The following is a 23,732-nucleotide window of genomic DNA, read 5'->3' as shown; positions in this document are numbered from 1 at the left end:
AACGAGTTGGTGTCGCCGGTGACGGCCGCCTCACGCAAACGCAGGGAGCGTCTATGGGATTGAATCTGTTCATCGCGGTGCTGTGCGTCGTCGTGGCGTTGCTGATCACGTTCCTGACGATCCGGTTCTTCTTCGGCGCCGCCGCGCGCGCCGCCGACGCCGAGGCCGGCGCCTTCCGCGACCAGCCGGAACAGGAGCCGGTGCACGCCGGCGACACGTTGCGCACCCGCCGTTCCGACAACGCTGCGAGCGTGCGGCTGCTGACGGCGCAGGTGATCGTCGCCGTCGTGCTCACACTGCTCGTCGTCATCCCCGATCTGCTGCACATGATGCGCCCGTCGCTGATCCCCCCGTGGCTGATCGCGCCGTGGCTGCAGGCGATCATCATCACGCCGGTCATGTTCTACAGCGGCTACCCGATCCACATCGACGGCTGGTCGGCGATCCGCCGGCGCGTGCCGAATATGAACTCGCTCGCCGCCGTCGGCGCGGGCGCCGCCTACGTCTACAGCTTGGTCGTCTGCTTCGCCGAGGATGTGCTGCCCGATTCGATGCACGACGTGTATTTCCAGGTGACCGGCGTCATCATCACGCTCGTGCTGCTCGCACGTCTGATGAGCGACCGTTGGCTGCCGCGACGCGCCGCCTTCCCGCTGCAGACGAAGGTCGACCGTCTGTCGCGCGTCCTCGTGCCGATCGTCTTCCTGATCGCCGTGTGGACCTTCGTCGTCTGGATGATCTTCGGCAGGCAGCCCGCCCTCGCGCCCGCGCTGCTGATGGCGATCGGCGTTCTGATCATCGCATGCCCGGTCTCGCTCGGCTGGGCGGCGCCGCTCGCCGCGACCTTCGCGACCGACCGCGCGCGCCGCGCCGGCATGCGTGTGCTGACGACGGGCGCGCTCCAGCAGGCGAAGGACGTGCGCGCCGTCGTGTTCTCGTCCACGCTTGCCGAAGCTTCACGTGAAACAATCGACGCATTGCTCGACCGCGGCTTGAGCGTCGACGTCGTCGATGCCTCCTACACCGCCGAGGCCGTGCACCGCATCGACGAACGCCGTGCGAGCGCCGACGCCGCGCTGATGTTCGTCGGCGACGGCTCCGAGGACGTCACCGTGCGCAACGCCACCGACATCGCCGTCGTCGTCACGAAGGACATCGACGCGAACTTCACGCACGCCGACGTCGTCACCGACGTGCCCGGCGGCGCATGCGTCCCGCAGCTGATCCGCCTGTCGAAGACGATGGTGCGCAACATCCAGGAGAACCTGATCTGGGCTTTCGTCTTCAACCTCATCGGCATTCCGATCGCCGCCGGCGTCCTCTACCCCTTCACCGGTTGGATGCTCGACCCGAGTCTCGCGGGCATCGCGATGTTCCTCTCGTCGCTCGCCGTCCTCCTCAACGCGCTGCGACTGCGCCGCGCGCGCATCGACCGCTGAACGCTGCCGCGCACATTGACGATATACGACGATGCCCCGGCGGGCGCTGCAGAGAGCGCCCGCCGGGGCATCGTTCATCGGTGACTATCCGCGCCTATCGATGACCATTCGTCATCGCGACCAAGTCACTTCGTCGAATCATCCGACTTCGCATCGTCCGACTTCGTGTCGCCGCCGATGTGCACTTCGGTGTCGAGCGGGTTGTCGTCGCCATCCATCGGGTTGCGCTGATGCACCGACAGTTCGAGATGGTCGCCGCCGGTGTGGTCGACGAGCACCGTCTCGCCGTCGTGGACCTTGCCGGCGAGCAGCATGCGCGCCAGCTGGTCACCGACCTCGGTCTGCACGAGGCGACGCAGCGGACGGGCGCCGTAGGCCGGGTCGTAGCCGGTGTCGGCGAGCCATTCGCGGGCCGCTTCGGTCACGTCGAGCGTGATGCGACGGTCGGTCAGGCGCGACGCGACCTGCTTGACCTGCAGGTCGACGATCTTGCCGAGCTCCTGACGCGTCAGCGGATGGAAGATCACGAGGTCGTCGAGACGGTTGATGAACTCCGGACGGAACTGCGTGTGCACGGCGTTCATCACCGCGTCCTGCTTCTCCTGCTCGTTCAGGTCCGGGTTGACGAGGAACTGCGAGCCGAGGTTGGACGTCATGATCAGGATCGTGTTCTTGAAGTCGACGGTGCGACCCTGGCCATCGGTCAGACGGCCGTCGTCGAGCACCTGCAGCAGGATGTCGAAGACCTCACGGTTCGCTTTCTCGACCTCATCGAAGAGCACGACCGAGTACGGACGACGACGCACGGCCTCGGTGAGCTGGCCACCCTCCTCGTAGCCGACGTAGCCGGGGGCCGCGCCGATGAGGCGGGACACGGAGGACTTCTCCATGTACTCGCTCATGTCGATGCGGACCATCGCCTTCTCGTCGTCGAAGAGGAATTCGGCGAGCGCCTTCGCGAGCTCGGTCTTGCCGACGCCGGTCGGTCCCATGAACAGGAACGAACCGGTCGGACGGTTCGGATCCGAGATGCCGGCGCGCGAGCGGCGCACGGCGTCAGAGACCGCTTCGACGGCTTCCGGCTGTCCGATGACGCGTTCGTTGAGGTACTCCTCCATATGCAGCAGCTTCTCGTTCTCGCCCTGCATCAGACGGCCGACCGGGATGCCGGTCCATTCCGAGATGATGCCGGCGATCGAGTCGGCGTCCACATGGTCGGGGACCATCGGCTCTTCCTTGTGCGCATACTCGGAGGCCTGCTCGTCGGCCGTCTCCGCGGCGGCGAGCTCCTTCTGGATCTGCGGGATCTCGCCGTAGAGGATGCGGCTCGCCTGCGCGAGGTCGCCGGCGCGCGTCGCCTTGTCGGCCTCGACGCGCTTCTCGTCGAGCTTGGCGCGCAGGTCGCCGACCTTGTTGCGGTCCGCCTTTTCGGCGTCCCAACGGGCCTTGAGACCATGCAGCTTCTCGCGGCTGTCGGCGAGTTCGGACTGCAGCTTCATCAGCCGTTCCTTCGACGCCGGATCCTCGGCCTTCTTCAGCTGCATCTCCTCCATCTCGAGACGCGTGACCTTGCGCTGCAGCTCGTCGATCTCCTCCGGCTGCGAATCGAGTTCCATGCGCAGATGCGCGGCGGCTTCATCGACGAGATCGATTGCCTTGTCCGGCAGCTGACGGCCGGTGATGTAGCGGTTCGACAGCGTCGCGGCAGCCACGAGCGCGTCGTCGCCGATCGTCACCTTGTGGTGCGCTTCGTAGCGCTGCTTGAGGCCTCGCAGGATCGCGATCGTGTCCTCGACCGACGGCTCGCCGACGAAGACCTGCTGGAAGCGGCGTTCAAGCGCCGGATCCTTCTCGATGTTCTCACGGTATTCGTCAAGCGTCGTCGCGCCGATCAGACGCAGTTCGCCACGCGCGAGCATCGGCTTGAGCATGTTGCCGGCATCCATCGAGCCTTCGGCCGAACCGGCGCCGACGACAGTGTGGATCTCGTCGATGAACGTGATGATCTGCCCGTCGGACTGCTTGATCTCGTCGAGCACGCTCTTGAGGCGCTCCTCGAATTCGCCGCGGTACTTCGAACCGGCGACCATCGATCCCAGATCGAGGCTGATCAGGCGCTTGTTCTGCAGCGTGCTCGGCACGTCGCCGGCGACGATGCGCTCCGCGAGGCCTTCGACGACAGCGGTCTTGCCGACGCCAGGCTCGCCGATGAGCACCGGGTTGTTCTTCGTGCGGCGGCTGAGGATCTGGATGACGCGGCGAATCTCCTGATCGCGGCCGATGACCGGATCAAGCTTGCCTTCCTTCGCGCGCGCCGTCAGATCGGTCGAGTACTTCTCGAGCGCCTTGTACGAGGCTTCGGCGTCCGGGCTCGTCACCTTTGCGCCTCCGCGGATGCCCGGGATCTGCTCGCGGATCTTCGCGGCGGTCACGCCGTTGCTGTCGAGGATCTTCGCGGCGTCGTTCGGCGTCGCCTCGGCGATGCCAAGCAGCAGATGCTCGGTGGAGACGTATTCGTCACCCATCTCCTTCATCGCGGCCTCGGCCTTCGCGATCGCGGCCGTCAGCTGGCGGCTCGCCTGTGCCTGCGTCGTCGACGATCCCGACGCGCTCGGCAGCGCAACGAGCGCGTTGCGCACGGCGGCGCCGATCGTCTGCACATTGCCTCCGCAGGCCTCGATCAGGCCACGGACGACGCCGTGCTCCTGACGCAGCAGCGCGTCGAGCAGGTGCAGCGGCTCGACCTGCGGGTTTCCGGCCGCCGAAGCGCTCTGGATCGCGTCGCCGAGCGCCTCCTGTGCCATTGTCGTAAACTTCTGTTCCATATCATCCTCCATTGCTGCACATGGGCGCGCCTTCCCGGCTGTGCGTCGCGCACGACGGGGCCCGCGCGCCCACGGCTTCATTTGTCTGATATTGTCAACCGACGCCGCAGATCACTTATTCCCGAAACTTGAGCGAATCTCGCTCAAGTTTTGAGATTTGATGAAGGCTACCGCTTCGACGGACCATCCTCTGCAATTCTGACGCAGAACATGAAGAAGGCCGCCCGCTTTCAGCGGACAGCCTTCTTCATGTTCCTTTCAGCTTTCTTTCAGCGCCGTGCACTAGACGATCGCGAGCACCGCGCGCCTCCTATGCGCGCACGACGACGTTGCGCAGATCGCCGATGCCGTCGACGTGCACGACCGCCTCGTCGCCCGGCTTGAGACTGCCGGATGCGTCCGGCGTGCCGGTGAGGATGACGTCGCCCGGCAGCAGCGTCGAAAAGCTCGAGATGAACGCGATCTGCTCGGGGATCGAATGGATCAGATTGGCCGTCGTGCCACTCGCCTTCGGCACGTCCTCGCCGTTGAGCGTGAACGAGATTGCCGCGTCGCGCCAATGGAAGTCGTCGCGCGTCACGATCCACGGGCCGAGCGGGCACGACGTGTCGAAGCCCTTCGCGCGCGTCCACATCGGGTCGGAGCCCTGCAGGTCGCGCAGCGTCACGTCGTTGACGCAGGTGAAGCCGAGGACGTGGTCCATCGCCTCCTCGACGGACACGTTCTTCGTGATGCGACCGATGACGACGGCCACTTCGGGCTCGAAGTTCATGTCGTCGGAGCAAGCCGGGAACACGATCGGATCGTCCGGGCCGATGACCGAGGTCGACGGCTTCATGAAGATGACCATCTCCTCGGGCGCATGCCGCACCGTCGATTGGCCCTGCTCGAACATGTAGTTCGCATGCGCCTCGTAGTTCTTCGCCAGCCCGTACACCTTCGACGGGATGACCGGCGAGAGCAGCCGCACGCCGTCCGAATCGAGCGGAATGCGTTCGCCGGTCGGCCGCACCTGACCGCCGAAGGGGTAGCCCTCGAGCACGACGAGATAGTCCTTGTCCTCCGCCTCGTCGGTCTGCACGAAGGCGTACCGGGGCGTGTCATCGTTGGAAAAACGTGCAAGTCTCATACGGCACAGTGTACAACGGCTGCACAACGGCCTCGTCCGGCGCGCGCGGCGTCTACTTGAACGCGCGCTCGCCGAAGATCGCCGTGCCGACGCGCACGATCGTCGAGCCTTCGGCGATCGCGTACTCCATGTCGCCGCTCATGCCCATCGACAGCTCGACGCAGTCGGCGGTGCCCTCGGCGCCCGATGCGCGCACGCGGTCGCGCAGGTCGCGCAGATGCGCGAAGCCGCGACGCACGACGGCCTCGTCGTCCACATGCGCGCCGACCGTCATCAGTCCTTGCAGCTCGATGCCGTCGATCTCGGCGATCTGCAGTGCCAGCTCGAAGGCTTCGTCGGGGTCGCATCCCGATTTCGTCGGCTCGCCCGATTCGTTGACCTCGAGCAGCACACCGACGTCGGCGCCGCGCAACGCGGCACGTCGTCCGATCTTGCATGCCAGATCGAGGGAATCGACCGATTCGATGACGTCGGCGTCCGGCAGCACCTTGTTGATCTTGTTGCTCTGCAGTTGTCCGATCAGATGCAGCGGCAGATGGTCGAGCGCCTCCGGATCGTCGGTGAGTTCGAGGTTGCCGACCGTTTCGACGTCGCTCGTGCCGAGCACGATGCCGCGCTGCGCGCACAGATACCGCAGTCCGTCGATTTTGACGGCGATCTCCTGTGGCCTGTTCTCGCCGATCATATGCACGCCCGCATCGATCGCGGCCATGATCTCGCCGACGTCGCGCGTCTTCGTCGCCGCGAGCAGCGTGACTGAACCCTCCTCGCGTCCGCTGACCATCTGCGCCCGTGCGACGCGGTCGAGCACGCGGTGCACGCCGTCGGCGATCTCGCCGGCACGCGTATCGTCGATCGACTCGTTCGCGAGGTCCTTGTAATCCATATAGGCCGTCATGACGTTCCCATCACTAATATTCCGGGGTCGTGCGGCACGCTTTCCTCTCCGTCCCGCACGACCTTACCTTACCGCAATTCGTTATCATGCACACAAGTCGTCCCTCGATGTTCCTACGTCATGTTCACGACGTACGGCGTTCACATCCCCAGCAGCCGCGCGCCGACGTCGCCGGGCACTTTGAAATCGCGGCCGCGCACCGCGCGCACATGACGCCAGTCGAAGCACGCGAGCGCCTCGCGCGCGTCGATCGCCTCGGGTTGTTCGATGATTCCGAGCGCCCACGCGCAGTAGCCAACGACAGCTTCCGGGCGCACGCCCTGCGCGCGCAGATGGCCGAGGTCGAGCGAGCGAACGCGTTTCGCGAGCCGCACGCCGGCGGCGTTGTCGAGCAACGGCAGATGCGCGTAGTCGGGCGTCTGCGCCGGCTGCCATGCGCGGCCGCCGACGCCGCAGTCGATCAATCGCTGCCGCAGCCAGATCTGCAGCGCCGTCGAACGCAGCAGGTCGCGGCCGCGCACGATATCGTCGATGTCCATCAGCAGATCGTCAAGCGTGACGACGAACTGATAGGCGTACAGGCCGTCCGATCGACGCAGCACGACGTCGCCGAGCGCGGCGCCGAGATCGTAGTCCTGCGCCCCGTAGACGCGGTCGTCGAAGAGGATGCGACCGTCCTGCGCGCCGGCGGGCGGCACGGCGAGCCGCCATGCGTGGCGTTCGCCGGCGCGCACGCGCGCGGCGGCCTCGTCGGGGTGTCCGTCGTGCAGCCGTCGGCACGTGCCCGGATAGACGATGAAACGGTCGCCCTCCTGCGGCGCGGACGCGGCGCGAATTTCGGCGCGCGAGCAGAAGCATGGGTAGAGCAGTCCGGCGTCGTGCAGCGTCGCGAAAACCTCGTCGTAGAGCGCGGTGCGCTGCGACTGGCGCACGACGTCGCCCGACCAATCGAGCCCGAGCCATGTGAGGTCGTCGCGAATCCACTCGTCGGCTCCCGGCATGATGCGCGGCACGTCGATGTCCTCGATACGCAGCCGCACGTCCTCGCCGCGCGCATGCGCGGAGAGCCACGCCGCGAGCATCGCGTAGGCGTTGCCCAGATGCATGCGTCCCGACGGCGTCGGCGCGAACCTACCGCTCATCGATGCGCCGCCTTTCGATCGCTGTTACTGTCATCTGCTGTCATCTGTTATCTTCCGCCGCCGTCACGCCGGCGATCCGGCGAAAGTCGACCACAGTTCGCCGTCGAGCGGCCATTGGTTGATCGTGCAGCCGTTGAGGAACATCGACTGTTCCTGCATCAGCGGCGCCGCCTGCCCCGCGCCGCCGCACGGCTGTTCGTTGTCGAGATGTCCGAGCGCATGGCCGACTTCGTGGTTGATGACCATCGTGCGGTAGCTGGCGAGCGTGCCGCCTTCCTGGAACCAGTGGTCGACGGCGCCGTCCCAGCGTTTCTTGTTGATGATGACGTCGGCACCGACACGGCAGCTGTATTCGCTCGAGCAATACGTCGAATAGGTCGGCAGCTTCTCCGGCGCGGCGAGCGTCACCGTCACGTCGCAGCCATCGTCGACCTGCTGGAAGACGACGCCGGCGCGCGGCCATCCGCGGGAGTCGTTGAGTACGCGGTCGACGGTGTTCGCGAAGGCCGCCTTGTCGCCGACGTCGCCGTTCGTCGCAACGCAGTACGTCATCTTCGTAGCCTGCGCGCCGCTTTGCTCGGCCGTCTGCTTCGCCTTGTCGTAGATTTCCTTGCGCTGCTCGGCGGACATCGGCGCGGCGAGTGCGTCGACTTCGCGTTGCGCTGCCTCCTTGCGGCGATCCTCGTCGCTTTTCGGGTGCAGCGGCTCGGGTTCCTCAATCTGCCCGTTCGCGAAGGCCATGCGCAGTGCCTTCGTGAAATCGATGTTCGCCGACGCGGCGCCGCCTTCCTCGGGTGCTGCCGTGACCTGCGCGACCGATGCGCCGGCGCTCGCGACAACGGATACAACGAGCAGCACGAGCGAGATCGCCGCAACGACGCGGCGCACGATGTAGCGTTGGTGCAGACGCCTGTGGTGGCGCCGACGAGAGGCCCTGTTCATGTTCGCACTACCCATGACTCATCCGTTCCGTATGCCTGCACTGTCTGCACTGTAATGCCTGCTCTGCACTGTCGTCGTATCCGCCGTCGCGTCGCCCGCGGACGCGAAATCGATGCCCCCACTATAGCAATGACGGCGAAGCAGAGGGCGGATAGACTCACAAAAGCGGCCCGCGGGTAACCCACGGGCCGCTTGAGGAAGACGGAATCGACGGAACGCGAATCAGATCGCGAACAGCACGTTGAACAGCCAGCAGCCGAGCATGCCGCCGAGGATCGGCGCGACGACCGGAATCCACGCTTCGTTCCAACGCGACGAACCCTTGTGCGGGATCGGCAGGATCTGGTGGAGCAGACGCGGCATCAGATCGCGGGCCGGGTTGAGGCCAGGGCCGGTCGGGCCGCCGAGCGAGCAGACGAGGCCCCAGACGATGAAGCCGACGACGATCGAAGCGGCCGCGTAGTTCGTCTTGCCCCACTGCAGCTCGAGGCAGCACAGCGCGCCGAGAACGAGGATCATCGTGCCGACGAACTCGTTGATGAAATAGTTACGACGCGTCGCGTAGGCGTCGGTCGTGCAGAAGGTGCCGAGGATCGCTTCGGCGCTCTCGGTCTCCTTGTAGTGCGGGTAGTAGCAGATGTAGACGATGAGCTGGCCGACGGCGGCACCGAGGATCTGCGCGCAGATGTACGGCAGGACCTGGCTCCACGGGAACATGCCGTTGACGGCCTGCGCAAGCGTCATCGCCGGGTTGATGTGCGCGCCGGAGACGCCACCGAACATGAGCACCGGGAACATGACGCCGAAACCGTAGCCCATCGCGATGTTGAGCCAGCCCGCGTTGTGTCCCTTCGTGTTCTTCAGCTCGACGTTGGCCACAGCGCCGTTGCCGAAGATCATGAGCACGGCGGTTCCGACGAATTCGGCCGCCAACTTGGTGAACAATGAGTATTCCACGAGGAATTTCCTTATTTCTGTTTTCTCTACTCTCGATCGATCTCGCGGCCTCCCGAGGACGCAGCGAGCTAGTTCAGCGTACGCCGAGGCGTCCCCCGACAAACGCCGCCCGTCCATACCGTGAGCCGCCGATAGACCCTCTCCCGCCGCAAACGTTAGCACCCTCTGCCTGCAACATCGTCTCCCGCGCACCACATCACCCGCAATCGTTCGCACACCCCGCCATACCATTCGACGCTCTCATATTTCCCATCCAAGACACACGCGCACGTCTCTGCCGTACCCGGTCCCTGCCGCGCACGTCGTTGTGCGCGGCCCATAAAAAAACTCGCCGGGTCGCATGCCCGCGAGCTTCATACTGGCCGCCGATACGACCATCCTTCTGTTATCGGCTAGATACTATCTGTGTCTGTCTGTTGCTATCTGCTGTCTGTCGTTTTCGATCGACCTGTCATCTCATTCGCCGTACTGCTGTTCCATGACGGCGACCGTCGACTCGTCATCAACCTGCGTCATGAGCCTGTCGAGGGCCGCGAAGGTCGATTCCCATTGATGCTGCTGCATCGTACACTTCCTCCTTTCGTTGCTGTACCGCTGCGCCACCATGCCTTCAGCATGTCTGCCTTCGGCCTGATCCAGTCTTCGAGACATGATCCAGTCTTCGGCAGTGCGTCGTCGCAGTGATTGATGTGGTTCCCTTTCATCGTATGCGTCGCGCCCAACCAAGCTTCGCTCACAGCAATGCGCCCAGTCCGCCCCTCCTGCCTCACCCAACCGCCTGCCAACGCCGCCTCTTCACACCAGCCGGCCGCACCCACATCCCCGGCGCGAAACGAAGAAGGCCTCGGTCGCCGTGCGACCGAGGCCTTCGTTTGTGCCCCCTCAGGGATTCGAACCCTGGACACGCTGATTAAGAGTCAGCTGCTCTAACCAACTGAGCTAAAGGGGCGTTGGTTCGTGAACCGAGAGATAAATATACTCGGATTCTCCCCCACCGCAACTCCCGGCGTGTCGCGCCTCAAAAACCCTGATTTTCCAACGTTCTCCCAAAATCTCAAAACCACCTCCACCACCCCTCTCATACCCCCTCTTACACCCCCTCATCCTCTCACTCCATCCACATCTTCACAATTCCTTCACATTTGTCTCCCTTCTTACCTTGCCCTCCCCACCCCGAGCACTGCGTCGCCCCCCAGCAGTCCCCGTCATCAACAAATAGACAACGCGCACGTCCCCACAACGCTCAGCAAACGTCATCAGAAAACGTGCACGTCATCGCAAACCCGCGAAAGGCGGCGCGCAGACGACGAATAACATTTCCCTTCGTCGTCTGCGCGCCGCCTTTCGCCTAACCGCAGCCACAGCCACAGCCGCAGCCACAGCCGCAGCAGAATACTCAAGCACACAGAAAGCACACAAGAAGCCCGCTTAAGCATGCTCAAGCAAGCACGCAGTCACAAACCCCTACTGCAGATCCACCGCTACGCAGTCCTGAGCCGCATATCCGTTTGCCGAACACCACTCCGTGGCATCCTCTGCCCGTGAGAATGTTTCGCCGGAGAGGATGACGTAGTAGTCGGCTGCGTGGCCGTGTTTGGTGTAGTTGTAGTAGTCGGCGGCCCAGATGAGGATCGCATTGGGGTGTTTGTAGTGCAGTTTGAGGAATTGTTCGTAGATGTCGGTGTACTTCCACGCTTTGCCGTCGATGTTCATGTTGTATTTTTTGCTGGACAGCTGTGTGGTGTAGTCGGAGTAGAACGGCGAGGTCAGTGATGAGTCGTCGTTGAGTTGCCGTTTGAGGGCGAGTTGTGCGTAGCGTTCGTTATCGGCAGTGTCGATGGATGCGCCGCCGCGCGCGTCGGCGACGTCTGCGGATGCATTGCCTTCGCCTTTTTGTCCGGTTTGCCAGATGACTTTGGCGTTCGTCGGTGAGGTGATTTCGTCGGCCGGCTGCCAGTGTTGCCGTGAGTTGAAGGCGATTTGTGTGGTTGCTTCGCCGTCTTGGAAGGTGATGGGTTTTTTGGTGAAGTCGTAGACGGCTACGGCGATGACGTCGCCGTCGTCGTTTTTGACGGTGATTTTGATGTTGGGTTCGGCGTAGGTGCCGTTGTCGCATGATTTGGCACTGAGTGCGAGTGTGGCGATGAGTGAGTTGCCGTTGACGCTGAGGTCGTCGACGTCGACGTCTGGTGTCGCCGTGCACTTTGCGTCTTTCTTCTTGTCTTTGTCGTCTTTGTCGTCTTTGTCATTGCCGTCGACGTCGCCTGACGAAGCGTCGTCCGTCGTCTGCTGTTGCGTCGTCGGCTGTGTGGAGGCGCCGTCGTTTGTGCGGGTCGACTGCCAGATCCAGAAGCCGATTGCTGCAATCATGATGACGACGAGCACGATGAGCGTGATGATGAGTCCGCGGTTTGATTTCGGCTTTTTGCCACCGTTATCGCCCGGAGTCGGCGGCGTCATCGGCGGTGGCACGGCGGCCGCAGGAGGCACAGTAGCTGCCGGCGGCACGCTCGACGCCGCAGGAGGGGCGACCGGAACCGTCGGTGTCGGTCCGAGGACCGTTTCCTCGTACATCGATGCGTCGTAGGATGGCGCGGGCGGTATGACGCTCGTTTCCGCCGCTGCGGACGGCGCGGCCGGCGCCGGTGGCGACACGGCGACTCCGGCGACGCGTGTCGTATCGGGCATCGGCGCCGTCTGCTGCAGTCGTGTGCCGCAGTTCCAGCAGAAGCCCTCCCCCTCTTCGACCTGTGCATGGCATTGTGGACATTGCATCGTCGGTCACTTCCCTTCCTCGTCGCCGATTTGTGCATCCAATCAGCGGTTGCCCCGTTCTTATGGCATCCGCTCATGCAGGGCCGCCTCCGGCCCCATCCTCCCAATATATATGCATATATGCACCTTGCTATACGCCGTGCGTCCGACCGCCGACGGCGGCACGGCCCTCTGGGATACAATCGGCACTAGGGGGATCGCCCCACCAACTGAGGAGAGAAGGAGCTTCCAGATGTATTGTCCGCATTGTGGCACAGCCGTCCCGGCTGGTTCACAGTTCTGCCCGTCGTGCGGAACGCCGGTGAATCAGCAGACGCAGCCTGCCGTTCCGCCGCAGCCTGCAGCCCCGGCCGCACCGACCGGCTATCAGCCGACGACGATGCTGCCACCGTACGCCGCCGTACCGGCACCGCAGCCGGCCTCGGCAGCACCCGCACCTGCAATGCCAGCAGCACCGTCCGCTCCAGCACCACCGGGCGCACCGACCGTCCCGCCCGTTCCAGGAGTTCCAATGGCCGCAGCTCCGCAGCCGGCTACGCCGAAGGCTCCGGTGCAGGTCACGCCGCAGCAGCTCGCCACCTTCGGCACTTCCACCGGCGTCGGACTCGGCGCCGCGATCGTCATGGCGTTGTTCGGCTTGCTCATCTCGTGGAGCTCGCTGCAGAACGTCATCGATTCCTCCGGCATGAACGAGCCGCTGACCAATCTCAACTTCTTCCACCGTCTGGGCGTCTATCTCGCGCTCGGCAACTCCGGTTCAATCACGGCGAACATCGGTTCCGACGGCGGTCTGGTGGGTTCCTTCTCCATCACGACGCCGTTGTCGTGGATCGGCTATGCGCTCGCCATCGGCTGCGCGTTCGGCGCGTTCCTGATGGCGCGCAAGGCGGCGATCCGCTTCCGTTGGGTCGGTGTCCTCAGCTCCTTCGCCGTCGGCATCGTCTCCGGCCTCGTCATGCTGCTGCTCACGGCGATCATGCGCTACTCCTATAGCGAAGATTCGAACTACATCACGCTGTCCGGCGCGACGTTCCGCACCTTCGCGCTTGTGTTCATCCTCGCGACGCTCGGCGCGCTCATCGGCTATTTCCTCGCCGATACGACCGCCGACGAGTCGAACGTCTTCACTGCCGCGTGGACGTGGGCGCATCGCGTCCGCGGCTTCCGCCGCACCGTCGTCGAATCGGCGGCCTGCTACGTCGCCGTGTCGACCGTCGTCGCGCTCATCATCATGATCGTCACGACGACGAAGCTGAGCTCGCAGGGCGGCAACGTGTCCGCGCTGTGGGCGTTCCTTCCGGTCGTGCTGCCTGCGCTGAGCGCATGGAACATCGTCATCGGCTCCTTCGGCGCCATCGAATTCGCGTCGACCGGCACCAACACGATTTCGATTTCGCTGTTCAGCTCCGATATGACGGCCGGATTCGACTACATGTGGGCGCTGTGGTTGATGTTCGTCCTTTATCTGCTGTGCGGCTTCTATGTCGCGCTGCGCGCCGCCGCACGCAACGCCTATGACCCGTATTACGCCGATTGGCGGTTCTGCTGGCAGGCGCCGTTATTCTGGCTGGCCTTCTGGCTCATCACGCCGTATCTGTTCATGGGTGTGCTCACCGGTGCCAGCGGCGTCGGCACCGCGACCGGCATGTCGTATCAGATCGTGCCGGCGCTGTGGTTCTGCTTGATCGCGGCGCTGTGGTCCTTCATCATCGAGGTCGTCTCCCGTCTGCTCGGACCGACCGTCATCCAGTCGCTGCCCGGCATCTGGCCGATTCTCGTCGGCGGCACCGTGCGTCTGGGTCTGCGTTCGACGCGCCATGACGCGAACGAGGTCGTCGTCACCGAATCGATGACGATGGCGACGCCGTCCGGTGTCGCAAGCGCGACCGAGACCTTCGCCGTCCCTGCGCCCACCGTGCCGACTCCTGGCATGATGCCGACGTCAGCGGTGCCGACCCCGGGCATCGCTCCCGCTGTGCCAGGCGCACCGGCCGCCGCGGCGACGCGCAAGCCGATGTCGCCGAAGACGAAGATGTGGCTCATCATCGGCGGTGTCGTCGTCAGTCTCATCATCGTGCTGTCAATCGTCTTCTCGGCGCTCAATTCGTCGACCTTCAGCGCATCGGCCACAGCGAAGCAGTACATCGCGGCGATCGAATCGGGCGACTTCAACCGTGCGAACAGCATCGCCAAGCCGCAGGTCAAGAACGATCAGATGAAACTGCTGTCCAACAACGCCGCGCCGAAGGACGGCCGCATCTCGAACGCACAGGTCATCAAGGAGAAGGCGAACGGCAATTCGAAGATCGTTACCGTCTCGTACACGCTCGACGGCAAGGAGGTCACCCATGACCTCAAGATGATCAAGCGTGGCAGCAAGGCGGTGTTCTTCACCGACTGGGGCGTCGCCGAGCCGATGACGACGACGATCAACGTCACGAAGCCGGAGGCGATTTCGGCGCTCGACGTCAACGGCGTCGAGGTCACCGAGAAGAACGCGAAGGACGCCGACGACAACGCGTGGTCGTTCACCGTGTATCCGGGCACCTACAGCGTGTCGGCTGGCAAGTCGAAGTATCTGACGTCGAAGGCCGCGCAGATCATCGCGAGCGGCGACGAATCGACGAATTCGTACGCATCGATCTCGGTGGAGGCGACGGACGCGCTGAGCGACGCGATCCAACAGAAGGTGGACGAGAAGCTCGACGCCTGCGAGAAATCGACCGATTTCGATCCGAAGGGCTGCCCGTTCAGCGTGTACACCTACGGCGACACGAAGAACGTGCGCAACTTCACATGGTCGATCAGCGACTATCCGGAAGTGGAGGTGGACACCGACTACGGCACGTTCCAGACCGATTACGGCACCGAAGTCAAGTACACCTACGAGCACAAGGATTCGGACGGCTGGGAGCCGGAGGATGGCGATACGACGATGTCGTCGATGTCCGGCACCTTCAGCGTGGACGGCGACAAGCTCACGATCGAGATCAGCGACAGCGACGACTGATCGTTCGCGGCTGATCGAGACAACAAGATACAGGAAGGCCCCGCAGCTGGTTGGCTGCGGGGCCTTCCCCATTGCTTAAGCTCAGACGGTTTGGGTCTGTGGTGGTCGCGCGGTGTGCGCGGCCGGCATGATCACTCGGCGACGACCTTCACGAAGAAGTTCGCAGTGATCTCCGGGTGCAGGGCGACGGTGGCCGGGAATTCGCCGGTCGTCTTGATCGACTCGACGGTGATCGCCTTCGGATCGACCGCGACCTTGTCAGCGAGCGCCTTGGCGATCTGCTCGTTCGAGATGCCGCCGAAGAGCTTGCCGGACTCGGAAACCTTCGCCGGGATCTCGACGGCGATGCCCTCGATGAGACCCTTGGCCTCGACGGCACCCTCACGGGTCGCGACGGCCTTGGCGAGGCGGGCGCGCTTCATGGCTTCGGCCTGAGCGGCGGCACCCTTCGACCAGGCGAGGGCGTAGCCCTGCGGGATCAGGTAGTTGCGGGCGTAGCCGAGCTTGACCTCGACGATGTCGCCGGCGTGGCCCAGATTGTTGACGGACTGCTTGAGAATAACCTTGGTGGTTGCCATCTTCAACTCCTCCTAGAATCAGCGGCCGTTGGTGGCGTACGGCAGCAGGGCCATCTCGCGGGCGTTCTTGATCGCCTTCGAGATCTCGCGCTGCTCCTGCACGGTGACGCCGGTGATGCGACGGGAACGGATCTTGCCACGATCGGAGATGAACTTGCGCAGCAGCGCGACGTCCTTGTAATCGATCTTGGTAACCTTGGCAGCCTTGAGCGGGTTCGGCTTCTTCTTGAACGGCTTCACCGGCGGCTGCGGCCTCTTGCGTGACATCTATGGTCTCCTTACAAATGAAATGATGTGATGCTGTGGTATTGCGGATGTTGGGTTCGGCGTGCGATCCCGAAGGCTTTAGAAATCGTCCTCGTCGCCGTTGCCGCCGAATTCGCTCGTGCCGAAGCTGCCGAAGCTCGAGCCCGACGACTGCGAGGCCTCGCCCCACGGGTCGGTAGCCGGAGCCTGCTGCTGCGGAGCGCCGTAGCTGCTCGCGCCGCCATTGTAGGCGGCGCCGCCCTGATAGCCTCCGCGGTTTGCGTTGCCGGCGGGGGCGTTGTTGTAGCCGCCCTGCTGGTTGCCGACGAAGCCGGAGCTTGCGGACTGGCGCTGGACCTGCGCGGTCGCGCGGCGCAGCGAAGGACCGATGTCCTCGACGCGCAGTTCGACGACGGTGCGCTGCGAGCCGTCCTGAGCCTGATACGAACGCTGCGTCAGACGACCCTGAGCGATGACGGACATGCCCTTGGACAGTGTGTTCGCGATGTTCGACGCAAGCGAAGTGCGTGCCGAATCCCAAGCCGAGCAGTTCATGAACAGCGTGTCGCCGTCCTCCCACTGGTTGGTGTTCCGGTTGAACGTACGCGTCGACGAAGCGATGGTGAAGTTGACGACCGTCGAGCCACTGCCGACGGTGCGCAGTTCCGGATCGCGGGTCAGATTGCCCGTGATCGTGATGATGGTTTCACCTGCCATGTCTTGCCTGCCTATCCTTGTGCAAAAACCCTACAGCGGAATTACTTACGGATGATCTTCGTGCGAACGATCGCTTCGTTCAGATTCATGACGCGGTCGAGCTCGTCGCTGACCTGCGGTTCGCAGCTGTACGTCACGACGACGTAGTTGCCTTCGTTCTTGCCATCGATCTCGTAAGCGAGCTTGCGGCGTCCCCAGATATCGATGTTCTCGACGGAACCGCCTTCCTTGGTGACGATCTCCATGTGCTGATCAGTCAGCTTCTTCAGACCGTTCTCATCCAGTTCAGGATCGGCAATGAACATCATTTCGTACTTATGCGCAGACATCACCCACCTCCTTCGGACTTTCGGCCACGGACGTTCCGTGACAGGAGTGTGTATGCGTTGTGCTTCTGAATCGGAAGCGCCTGAAGGCATGCCCGATTCAGAGCAACTTTCATAGCATAGCCGCGGCGCGGGACACCTGCGGGCGACGGGCGCGACGGCGTCCCCGCGCGTTTCGCCGCCCATCCCCTCGCGCTGCGCCCTTCGCTTCGCGCCGCAGGCTGAACGACACCCAGCGCACATACAGCCGCATTGTTATATTGGTGTTGCTTGAACCACGGGTACTCCCACGCATTTGAAAGGCGAACCATGTCTGCAGTTCTCGAAGGCACACCCGATAAACGACTCGCACTCGTCACCGGACGCGCCTATCCGGAACAAGCTGAGGAAACCGCACATTATCTCGGCACCGAGGTCCTGCCAACGACGGCCTACGACTTCGCGAACGGCGAGATGTACGTGCGGTTCACCGAGCCCGTCCGCGGCGCCGACGTGTTCATCATGCAGGCGCATACGCAACCAATCAACAAATGGATCATGGAACAGCTCATCATGATCGACGCCGCCAAACGCGCTTCGGCGCGTTCGATCACCGTCGTCGCGCCGTTCTTCGGCTATTCTCGTCAGGACAAGAAGCATCTGGGACGCGAGCCGATCACGGCGAAGCTGATGTTCTCGCTGCTGCAGGCGGCCGGCGCCGACCGTGTCATGACCGTCGACCTGCACGCCGCGCAGGAACAGGGCTTCTTCAGTGGCCCGGTCGATCATCTGACGGCGATGCCGGTGCTGCTCGACTACATGCGCAACCGGCTGCCGCTTGACAACACGACAATCGTCTCCCCCGACGCCGGCCGCATCAAGGTCTCCGAACAGTGGGCGGCGAAGCTCGGCGGCCTGCCGCTCGCCTTCATCCACAAGACCCGCGACACGACGCGGCCAAACCATGCGGTCGCCCACGGCATCATCGGCGATGTCAAGGGCCGTGACTGCGTCGTCGTCGACGACATGATCGACACGGCCGGCACGATCTGCGAAGCCGTCCGCACACTGCATGAGCACGGCGCGAAGTCGGTCACGCTCGTCGCAACGCATGGCCTGCTCTCCGGTCCGGCCGTCGACCGTCTGCGCGAAAGCGGCGCGAAGGAGATCGTGCTGATGGACACGGTGCCGATCCCCGAGGAGAAGCGTCTGCCGAACATGACGGTGCTGTCGACGGCGCCGCTGCTCGCCGCCGGCATCCGCTCGGTCTTCGAGTCGCGTTCCGTCTCGAATCTGCTCAACGGGCTGCCCGAGGACATGCGCACGCGCAACATCTACGCGTGAGCGGGTTATCGAAGATCAGATAACCAGACCCATGTTCTACCTCACAAGGGGCGCCCCGAGTACATTCGTACCGGGGCGCCCCTTTATTCATGCATTATTCATGCAGTATTAACTTGATTACTTGAACTTCTCACGGATCTGCACGGCGGTGCCATACGATGCCTGAGCGCCGTAGCTGGTCGCCGCGTATGCGGAAACGTAGGAGGCAAGCTGCGCGGCGGCTTCAAGCGACAGGCCCGAGGCGAGCGCCGCGAGCACGGTACCCATAAACGAGTCGCCGCAGCCGGTGGTGTCGACAGCGTCCACATGAACCGGCGCGATGCGAATGATCGACGGGTCAACAGTGGCGTCGAGCACCACGGAGCCGTCGCCGCCGAGCGTGACGATGGCCTGACTGAAGCCGAAGTCACGCAGGCGCTTCTGGGCGTCCTGCCAATCGAACAAATCCCAGTCGTCGTTTTCGGGTTCGTCGATGCGCAGCAATTGCACAAGCTCGTGCTCGTTCACCAACAGGATATCGGCGTTCTCGACGAGCTGCGCAGGCAGTTCGGCCATGAACGGCGAATCGTTGAGCAGCACACGGAGCCCAGCTTCGTGGCACATCTTTGCGGCGGCGGTCACCGTTTCCAGCGGCGACTCCAAGCACAGACCAAGCACTTGGGACGACGTGAGCAGATCTTTCTGCGCATGCACGTATTCCACGCTCACACTGGCATTCGAGCCCGGAGAGTAGACGATGGTGTTTTCGCCATTCGCATCCACGGTGATTACCGTGGTGCCGCTTGGTCCGAGCACCGTGCGTATGCCCGAGGTGTCCACACCGGCGTCGACGAGTTGGCCGAGCAGGAAGTCGGCGTTCGCATCTGAGCCCAAAGCACCGAACATGCGTACATTGGCGCCGAGTTTGGCAGCGGCTGCGGCCTGATTACCGGACTTTCCTCCCGGGAGCACCTGCAGCGGACCGCCGGCGACGGTCTCACCCGGTCCGGGAAGACGTTCCGTGGTCACCGTATAGTCCGCGTTCATCGAGCCGACCACGGAGACCGAGCCATGGATGTTGTTCAGCAGAGCAAGCGTTTCCTCACGAGTCATATCAATCCTTTCACAGAATCGTCATTGGACTGCATTGGGTATCAGGCCTCGGTGGCTACGATCTCTTCTTCGTCCTTCTTGGCAATGCCATCATGCGACGACTTGCCATAGATGTGACGACGGAAGCACAGGAACCAAATCAGGCCGGCAAGCACGACGCAGGCGGCGATAAACAGGAGGTTGGAGTACACAGCCGCCGGACCGGTGGCACCGATCAGGCTGCCATGGCTGAGCGCATTGCCGCCGAGCTGGGCACCGAAGATGGCGATGCCGATTGAGGCGGTGACGTTCATCACCAGATCGTTCATGCCCACGCCACGCCCGGATTCGTCAACAGACAGCGTGTCAAGCACCGTGGAGACGACCGGCGAGTACATTAGGCCGCAGCCTGCATAGAACACGCAGGCGAACGCGGTGAGCACGCCGAAGTTCGTGTTGATGCAGAACGCGGAGCCTACAAATCCGATCATCATAAACACGGAGGCGCACACAATGGCCGAAGTACGGCCGATCTTGCCAACGATCCAGCCCGAAGTCGTACCGAACAGCGCGGCCACCAGGAAGGCCCACACAATGTACTGCGAAACCTTGCTGGAATCCATATCGTACAGCGAGCCACCGAGCGCGTTGAAAATCGGCGACATGCAGTAGTTCGTGAAGTAGAACAGCACGATGAGCATGATCGCGGCGAGCCAGCGGGTGTTCTTGAAGAAGCCCGGCGTAATGAACGGATCGGCCGCGCGGTTGATGTACACGGCGAAGATCGCGAACAGCGCGACGCAGACGATGAGCATCCACCATGCGTTATACGAGAAGAACAGAGACAGGAACGCGGAGGCCAGACCGAAGATGATGAAGCCGATCCAGTCGACGTGCTTAGCGTCGCCGCCGCGGTTCGGCAGCAGACGGAGCAGGAACGGCAGGAAGATGATTGTCACCGACGGAATGAGGAACAGGTACTGCCATGCAATGGAACTCAGCAGGCCGGCGGCGAAGACGCCAATGGCCGCGGAAACCTGATACCCTGCGGTGAACAGGCCGAAGAAAATGACCTTCAGATTATTGCGCAGGTACTTGGTGGCAATGACCAAATACACGGAGCCGGCCACCTGCTCGCCTGCAGTCTGCAGAATACGTGCGATGATGACGTTCCACAGGTTCGGCGCCATGAACATGTTGATGAAGAAGCCATACATGCAGCCCACGAATAACGTCACCAAGCCGAATACGATGAGCTTCTTCAACGAGACGAAATCGCCGAGCGAGCCGTAGATGAAGCAGACGATACCAAGCACAATGGATGGCAGGCTCGTGATCAATGCGGCTTGATCGGGCGCGCCGACCTCGGCGCCGATGTCGGTGAAGACCAGATTGAAGCCTTGGAGGCACAGCGTGCCTAGGATAAATGTGATGAGCAGCAAAATCAGGGCATGCACTGCCATCCTGTTCTGCTCAGGCGTGACCTCATGCGTCGCCACAGCGGTGGTGTCACTCATGATGTTTCCTTTCAGTTGCTGTCGGCGTCATTGCCGGCGATGTGCGCCGAGCACGTTGCACGCGTTCAGCACACCTGTGAATTGGATTCGGGTCAAGCCGCCTGCCGGGCGACGTTGGTGATGCGGGTCATGAATTCGTCGAGGAAGCGCGGCACGTCGACGCCGAGCGCGGCTCCCATCGTCTTGTGCGGGTCGTTGAGGCGTTCCTCGTCGCCGATTGTGCGGCCGCGCGTCGGGCCTTCGATGTCGACCTTCATGTTGATCGGATGGATGTCGACGAGCGTCGGGTCGACGGCGACGCCGACGGCGAGCGGATCGTGCAGGCCGCAGCCGCCCAGATGCGGCGCGGTGGTTTCGTAGGCCTTGATGTAGAAGTCGGTCATGTCAGCGAGGAAGGTGCCGGCGGCGGTGTGCAGATCACGCCAGGTCTGCGTCTCCTTGTAGGTGAGCAGCGTCTGCAGCGTCACGTCGAGGCCGACCATCGTCGCGTTCTTCGTGTGGCGGAACACGTAGTTCGCGGCGTCCGGATCCTGCGAGATGTTCGCTTCGGTCCACGCGTTGACGTTGCCGGGGACCGTCAGCGCACCACCCATGAGGACGACGCTGCCGAGTTCGTCGGCGATTTCCGGCGCCTTCTTGAACGCGGCTGCGAGGTTCGTCTGCGGTCCGGTCGGCACGTAGACGAGATCGTCGCCGTAAGTCTTCACGGCGTCGATGATGAAGTCGACGGCCGGTTCGCTTTCCGCTTCGCGCGTCGAATCCGGGATGACGGCGTCGCCGATGCCGTTGTCGCCGTGGATGAACGCGGAGATCGGCAGCACTTCGAAGGAGTCCTTCGTGCTCGCGTGCGGCAGGCCCTTGTACACGGGCACTTCCGGATGCCCGAGCAGGTCGGTGATCGCCAGCGCGTTGCGCACGCCCTGCTCCATCAGAACGTTGCCGTAGGTGCCGGTGATGCCGATGAGTTCGATTTCGGGGCTGCCGAGCGCGTAGGAGATCGCCAACGCATCGTCGACGCCGGTGTCCAGATCCAGGATGAGCTTCTTCATTGCTGTGTCCTTCCTCATTGAAGACGTCCGTCATCGTCGACGGACGTTCCTTCACCTTTCCTTGTCAACCCTTTGATAAAACGTTTTATCAAAGAACTACGTTCATCATATCCGATGAATCAGGATTCGCCAAAACGACGAAGGGCCGGCGTGTCGCACGAAAACGCCGCCTGTTGGGCGGCAGTCGGCATCAAGAAGGACGTGAAGGTGTACGCGTCAGGCGAAAACCTTCGCCGGCGCATCGGCGACCGTCGCCCCCTCGACGATGCGCGGCTCGAGCAGCGTCACCGACGTCGCGGTCGCGCAGTCGCGGCCGGTATCGTGCAGCCGGATGTGGCGGTACAGGCACTCCCAGCTGCGCACGGCGAGCTCATGGACGTCCTGTTCGACCGTCGTCAGCTGCGACGTCATGCCGAAGCGTCGCATGATGTTGTCATACCCGACGATCGACAACGCCTGCGGCACATGCAGGTCATGTTCGGCGAGGCGCTGCATGGCGCCCATTGCCATCAGATCGTTGCAGCAGAACAGGCCGGTCGCACCGAAGTCGAGCACACAGTCGGCGAGTTCGTAACCGCCAGTGAAACGATAGTTGCCGTTGAGCAGCAGGATGTCATCGGCGTCGATGTGATGACTGCGCAGTACGTCAACGAATCCCTGCATACGATTACTCGCGTTGATATCGTCCGTCTGCCCGCTGATGCACGCGAAACGGCGGTGCCTCGCTTCGAGCAGTCGTCTCGCCGCGAGCCTGCCGCCCTGAACGTTGTCGAAGCCGACGCCGTCGCAGATGCGCGCGGTGACGAGACGGTCGATGAGCGTGACCGGACAGTGCGCAGCCGCGATCTGCCGTTGCAGTTGCCGCGGCTGCCGATACGATTCGAGCGACGGAATCAGCAGCATGCCGTCGATGTCGCGCGCGAGGTAATTCGTCATCAGCGCGCTTTCATTCGCGCGCCGATCATCCGAGTTCGACAGGAACAGCGCATAGCCGGCCTCCTGACAGGCGTCTTCGAGGTGCCGCGCGAGGGATGCGAAGAACATGTTCTCGATGTCCGGGACGATGAGCGCGATCAGCCGTGTCTCGTTCGTGACGAGTCCGCGCGCGTTCTCGTTGACGACGTAGTGGAGGCGTGCGGCGACGTCGCGGATGCGCTGCTGCGTCTCCTTCGCGATACGCGACGGCTTGTTGTTGAGCACGAGCGACACCGTTGCCGGAGACACCTGCGCCTCCTTTGCGACTTCCTTAAGCGTCACGCGCCTGCTCATGTGTGTTTCCCCGATTCGAATGCAATGGCCATCGTTTGATGACTTCCATTGTAGAGCGTTGCTTGTTTCGACGATCGTGATCATCGTGATGGTGTCGATGACGGTGGTGGTGTCGATGACGACGGCGTCTGCAGCGTTGATCGTACGGTCCTGCCATGGTGCTGCATATGACGAGGCCCGCCGTGTGGGTGGGCTGTGGAAGTCGCCGGATATGGGAAAGCCCACCGTGTGGTGGGCTTTCGTGTGAAGTGTGGGTGCGGCGGCGTGCTACTCTCCCACACCCTGTCGGGTGCAGTACCATCGCCGTGCCAGGTCTTAGCTTCCGGGTTCGGAATGGGACCGGGCGTCTCCCCTGGGCTGTGACCGCCGCAAGACTGTATTGTGTTATTCATGGTCGACCCCCGGGTGGGGGTTGGTGGGTGGTTCGGGGACCGGATGGTGGACGCGGGCGCAGGTGTTCGTATGGAAGGAACGGGTGTTCGTTGCGGTTTCGTGTTGATGCTTGTATCGTGTGACTCC

General features: G+C 63.1%; 18 protein-coding genes, 1 tRNA gene, 1 rRNA gene and 1 pseudogene. 4 read left to right on the top strand and 17 right to left on the bottom strand.

The features are described from left to right. Window positions 1-53: 53 nt before the first annotated feature. Window positions 54-1,439, top strand: a complete 1,386-nt coding sequence (locus tag G606_RS0107360) for a P-type ATPase (protein ID WP_026645424.1) — start codon at window positions 54-56, stop codon at window positions 1,437-1,439. A gap of 125 nt (window positions 1,440-1,564) precedes the next feature. On the opposite strand, the gene clpB is transcribed toward G606_RS0107360, so the two are convergent. The 8 genes from clpB to G606_RS11210 form a co-directional block, all read right to left on the bottom strand. Then, a complete protein-coding gene (clpB, locus tag G606_RS0107355) occupies window positions 1,565-4,264 on the bottom strand; it encodes an ATP-dependent chaperone ClpB (protein ID WP_026645423.1) in 2,700 nt (899 codons plus the stop codon). A gap of 310 nt (window positions 4,265-4,574) precedes the next feature. Continuing rightward, on the bottom strand, window positions 4,575-5,393 hold the full coding sequence (locus G606_RS0107350; RefSeq protein ID WP_026645422.1) for a fumarylacetoacetate hydrolase family protein: 819 nt from the start codon (window positions 5,391-5,393) through the stop codon (window positions 4,575-4,577). A 52-nt stretch (window positions 5,394-5,445) separates the two neighbouring features. Then, window positions 5,446-6,291 (bottom strand): YggS family pyridoxal phosphate-dependent enzyme, encoded by an 846-nt coding sequence (locus tag G606_RS0107345; RefSeq protein ID WP_026645421.1) that lies wholly within the window; start codon window positions 6,289-6,291, stop codon window positions 5,446-5,448. 140 nt (window positions 6,292-6,431) lie between these two features. Then, entirely contained in the window at window positions 6,432-7,433 is a 1,002-nt protein-coding gene (gene gluQRS / locus G606_RS0107340) for a tRNA glutamyl-Q(34) synthetase GluQRS (RefSeq protein WP_026645420.1), read from the bottom strand. Between the two features lie 63 nt (window positions 7,434-7,496). Beyond that, on the bottom strand, window positions 7,497-8,390 hold the full coding sequence (locus G606_RS0107335) for a DUF3152 domain-containing protein (RefSeq protein ID WP_026645419.1): 894 nt from the start codon (window positions 8,388-8,390) through the stop codon (window positions 7,497-7,499). 207 nt (window positions 8,391-8,597) lie between these two features. Then, window positions 8,598-9,332, bottom strand: coding sequence for an MIP/aquaporin family protein (locus tag G606_RS0107330; protein ID WP_026645418.1), 735 nt, complete (start codon window positions 9,330-9,332; stop codon window positions 8,598-8,600). An 875-nt stretch (window positions 9,333-10,207) separates the two neighbouring features. Then, a tRNA-Lys gene (locus G606_RS0107320) sits at window positions 10,208-10,281 on the bottom strand. 515 nt (window positions 10,282-10,796) lie between these two features. Next, a complete protein-coding gene (locus G606_RS11210; RefSeq protein WP_155802831.1) occupies window positions 10,797-11,717 on the bottom strand; it encodes a hypothetical protein in 921 nt (306 codons plus the stop codon). Between the two features lie 217 nt (window positions 11,718-11,934). On the opposite strand from G606_RS11210, the pseudogene G606_RS11545 reads away from it, so the two are divergent. Beyond that, a pseudogene (locus tag G606_RS11545) lies at window positions 11,935-12,405 on the top strand (zinc-ribbon domain-containing protein); the annotation flags it as partial. A gap of 213 nt (window positions 12,406-12,618) precedes the next feature. Further along, window positions 12,619-15,117 carry a DUF4878 domain-containing protein gene (locus tag G606_RS0107310; RefSeq protein WP_026645416.1) on the top strand — a complete coding sequence of 833 codons (2,499 nt, stop codon included), beginning with the start codon at window positions 12,619-12,621 and terminating at the stop codon, window positions 15,115-15,117. Window positions 15,118-15,248: 131 nt separating this feature from the next. On the opposite strand, the gene rplI is transcribed toward G606_RS0107310, so the two are convergent. The 4 genes from rplI to rpsF form a co-directional block, all read right to left on the bottom strand. Then, a complete protein-coding gene (gene rplI / locus G606_RS0107305; protein ID WP_026645415.1) occupies window positions 15,249-15,695 on the bottom strand; it encodes a 50S ribosomal protein L9 in 447 nt (148 codons plus the stop codon). 18 nt (window positions 15,696-15,713) lie between these two features. Next, window positions 15,714-15,962, bottom strand: a complete 249-nt coding sequence (gene rpsR / locus G606_RS0107300; protein ID WP_026645414.1) for a 30S ribosomal protein S18 — start codon at window positions 15,960-15,962, stop codon at window positions 15,714-15,716. A gap of 78 nt (window positions 15,963-16,040) precedes the next feature. Further along, window positions 16,041-16,658, bottom strand: a complete 618-nt coding sequence (locus tag G606_RS0107295) for a single-stranded DNA-binding protein (protein ID WP_026645413.1) — start codon at window positions 16,656-16,658, stop codon at window positions 16,041-16,043. Between the two features lie 41 nt (window positions 16,659-16,699). Further along, a complete protein-coding gene (rpsF, locus tag G606_RS0107290) occupies window positions 16,700-16,987 on the bottom strand; it encodes a 30S ribosomal protein S6 (RefSeq protein ID WP_026645412.1) in 288 nt (95 codons plus the stop codon). Between the two features lie 306 nt (window positions 16,988-17,293). Between rpsF and G606_RS0107285 the strand changes: the two genes are divergently transcribed. Next, complete coding sequence (locus G606_RS0107285) at window positions 17,294-18,307, top strand: ribose-phosphate diphosphokinase (RefSeq protein WP_026645411.1); 1,014 nt, start codon at window positions 17,294-17,296, stop codon at window positions 18,305-18,307. Between the two features lie 117 nt (window positions 18,308-18,424). Here G606_RS0107285 and G606_RS0107280 read toward each other — a convergent pair whose 3' ends face one another. From G606_RS0107280 to rrf, 5 genes are all read right to left on the bottom strand, one after another. Continuing rightward, window positions 18,425-19,399 (bottom strand): ribokinase, encoded by a 975-nt coding sequence (locus G606_RS0107280; RefSeq protein WP_026645410.1) that lies wholly within the window; start codon window positions 19,397-19,399, stop codon window positions 18,425-18,427. Between the two features lie 41 nt (window positions 19,400-19,440). Then, window positions 19,441-20,895: an MFS transporter gene (locus tag G606_RS0107275; protein ID WP_051198677.1), complete on the bottom strand. Its 1,455-nt coding sequence runs from the start codon at window positions 20,893-20,895 to the stop codon at window positions 19,441-19,443. A 92-nt stretch (window positions 20,896-20,987) separates the two neighbouring features. Then, window positions 20,988-21,944, bottom strand: coding sequence for a nucleoside hydrolase (locus G606_RS0107270; protein WP_026645408.1), 957 nt, complete (start codon window positions 21,942-21,944; stop codon window positions 20,988-20,990). Between the two features lie 216 nt (window positions 21,945-22,160). Then, window positions 22,161-23,213 carry a LacI family DNA-binding transcriptional regulator gene (locus tag G606_RS0107265; protein WP_026645407.1) on the bottom strand — a complete coding sequence of 351 codons (1,053 nt, stop codon included), beginning with the start codon at window positions 23,211-23,213 and terminating at the stop codon, window positions 22,161-22,163. Window positions 23,214-23,467: 254 nt separating this feature from the next. Then, window positions 23,468-23,584: ribosomal RNA gene (rrf, locus tag G606_RS0107255) — 5S ribosomal RNA — on the bottom strand. Window positions 23,585-23,732 lie beyond the last annotated feature (148 nt).

It is taken from the genome of Bifidobacterium sp. AGR2158 (genome assembly GCF_000424225.1).
GTDB lineage: Bacteria > Actinomycetota > Actinomycetes > Actinomycetales > Bifidobacteriaceae > Bifidobacterium > Bifidobacterium anseris.
The sequence above is the reverse complement of the archived record's forward strand: the minus strand, read 5'-3'. Positions and strand labels throughout refer to the sequence as shown.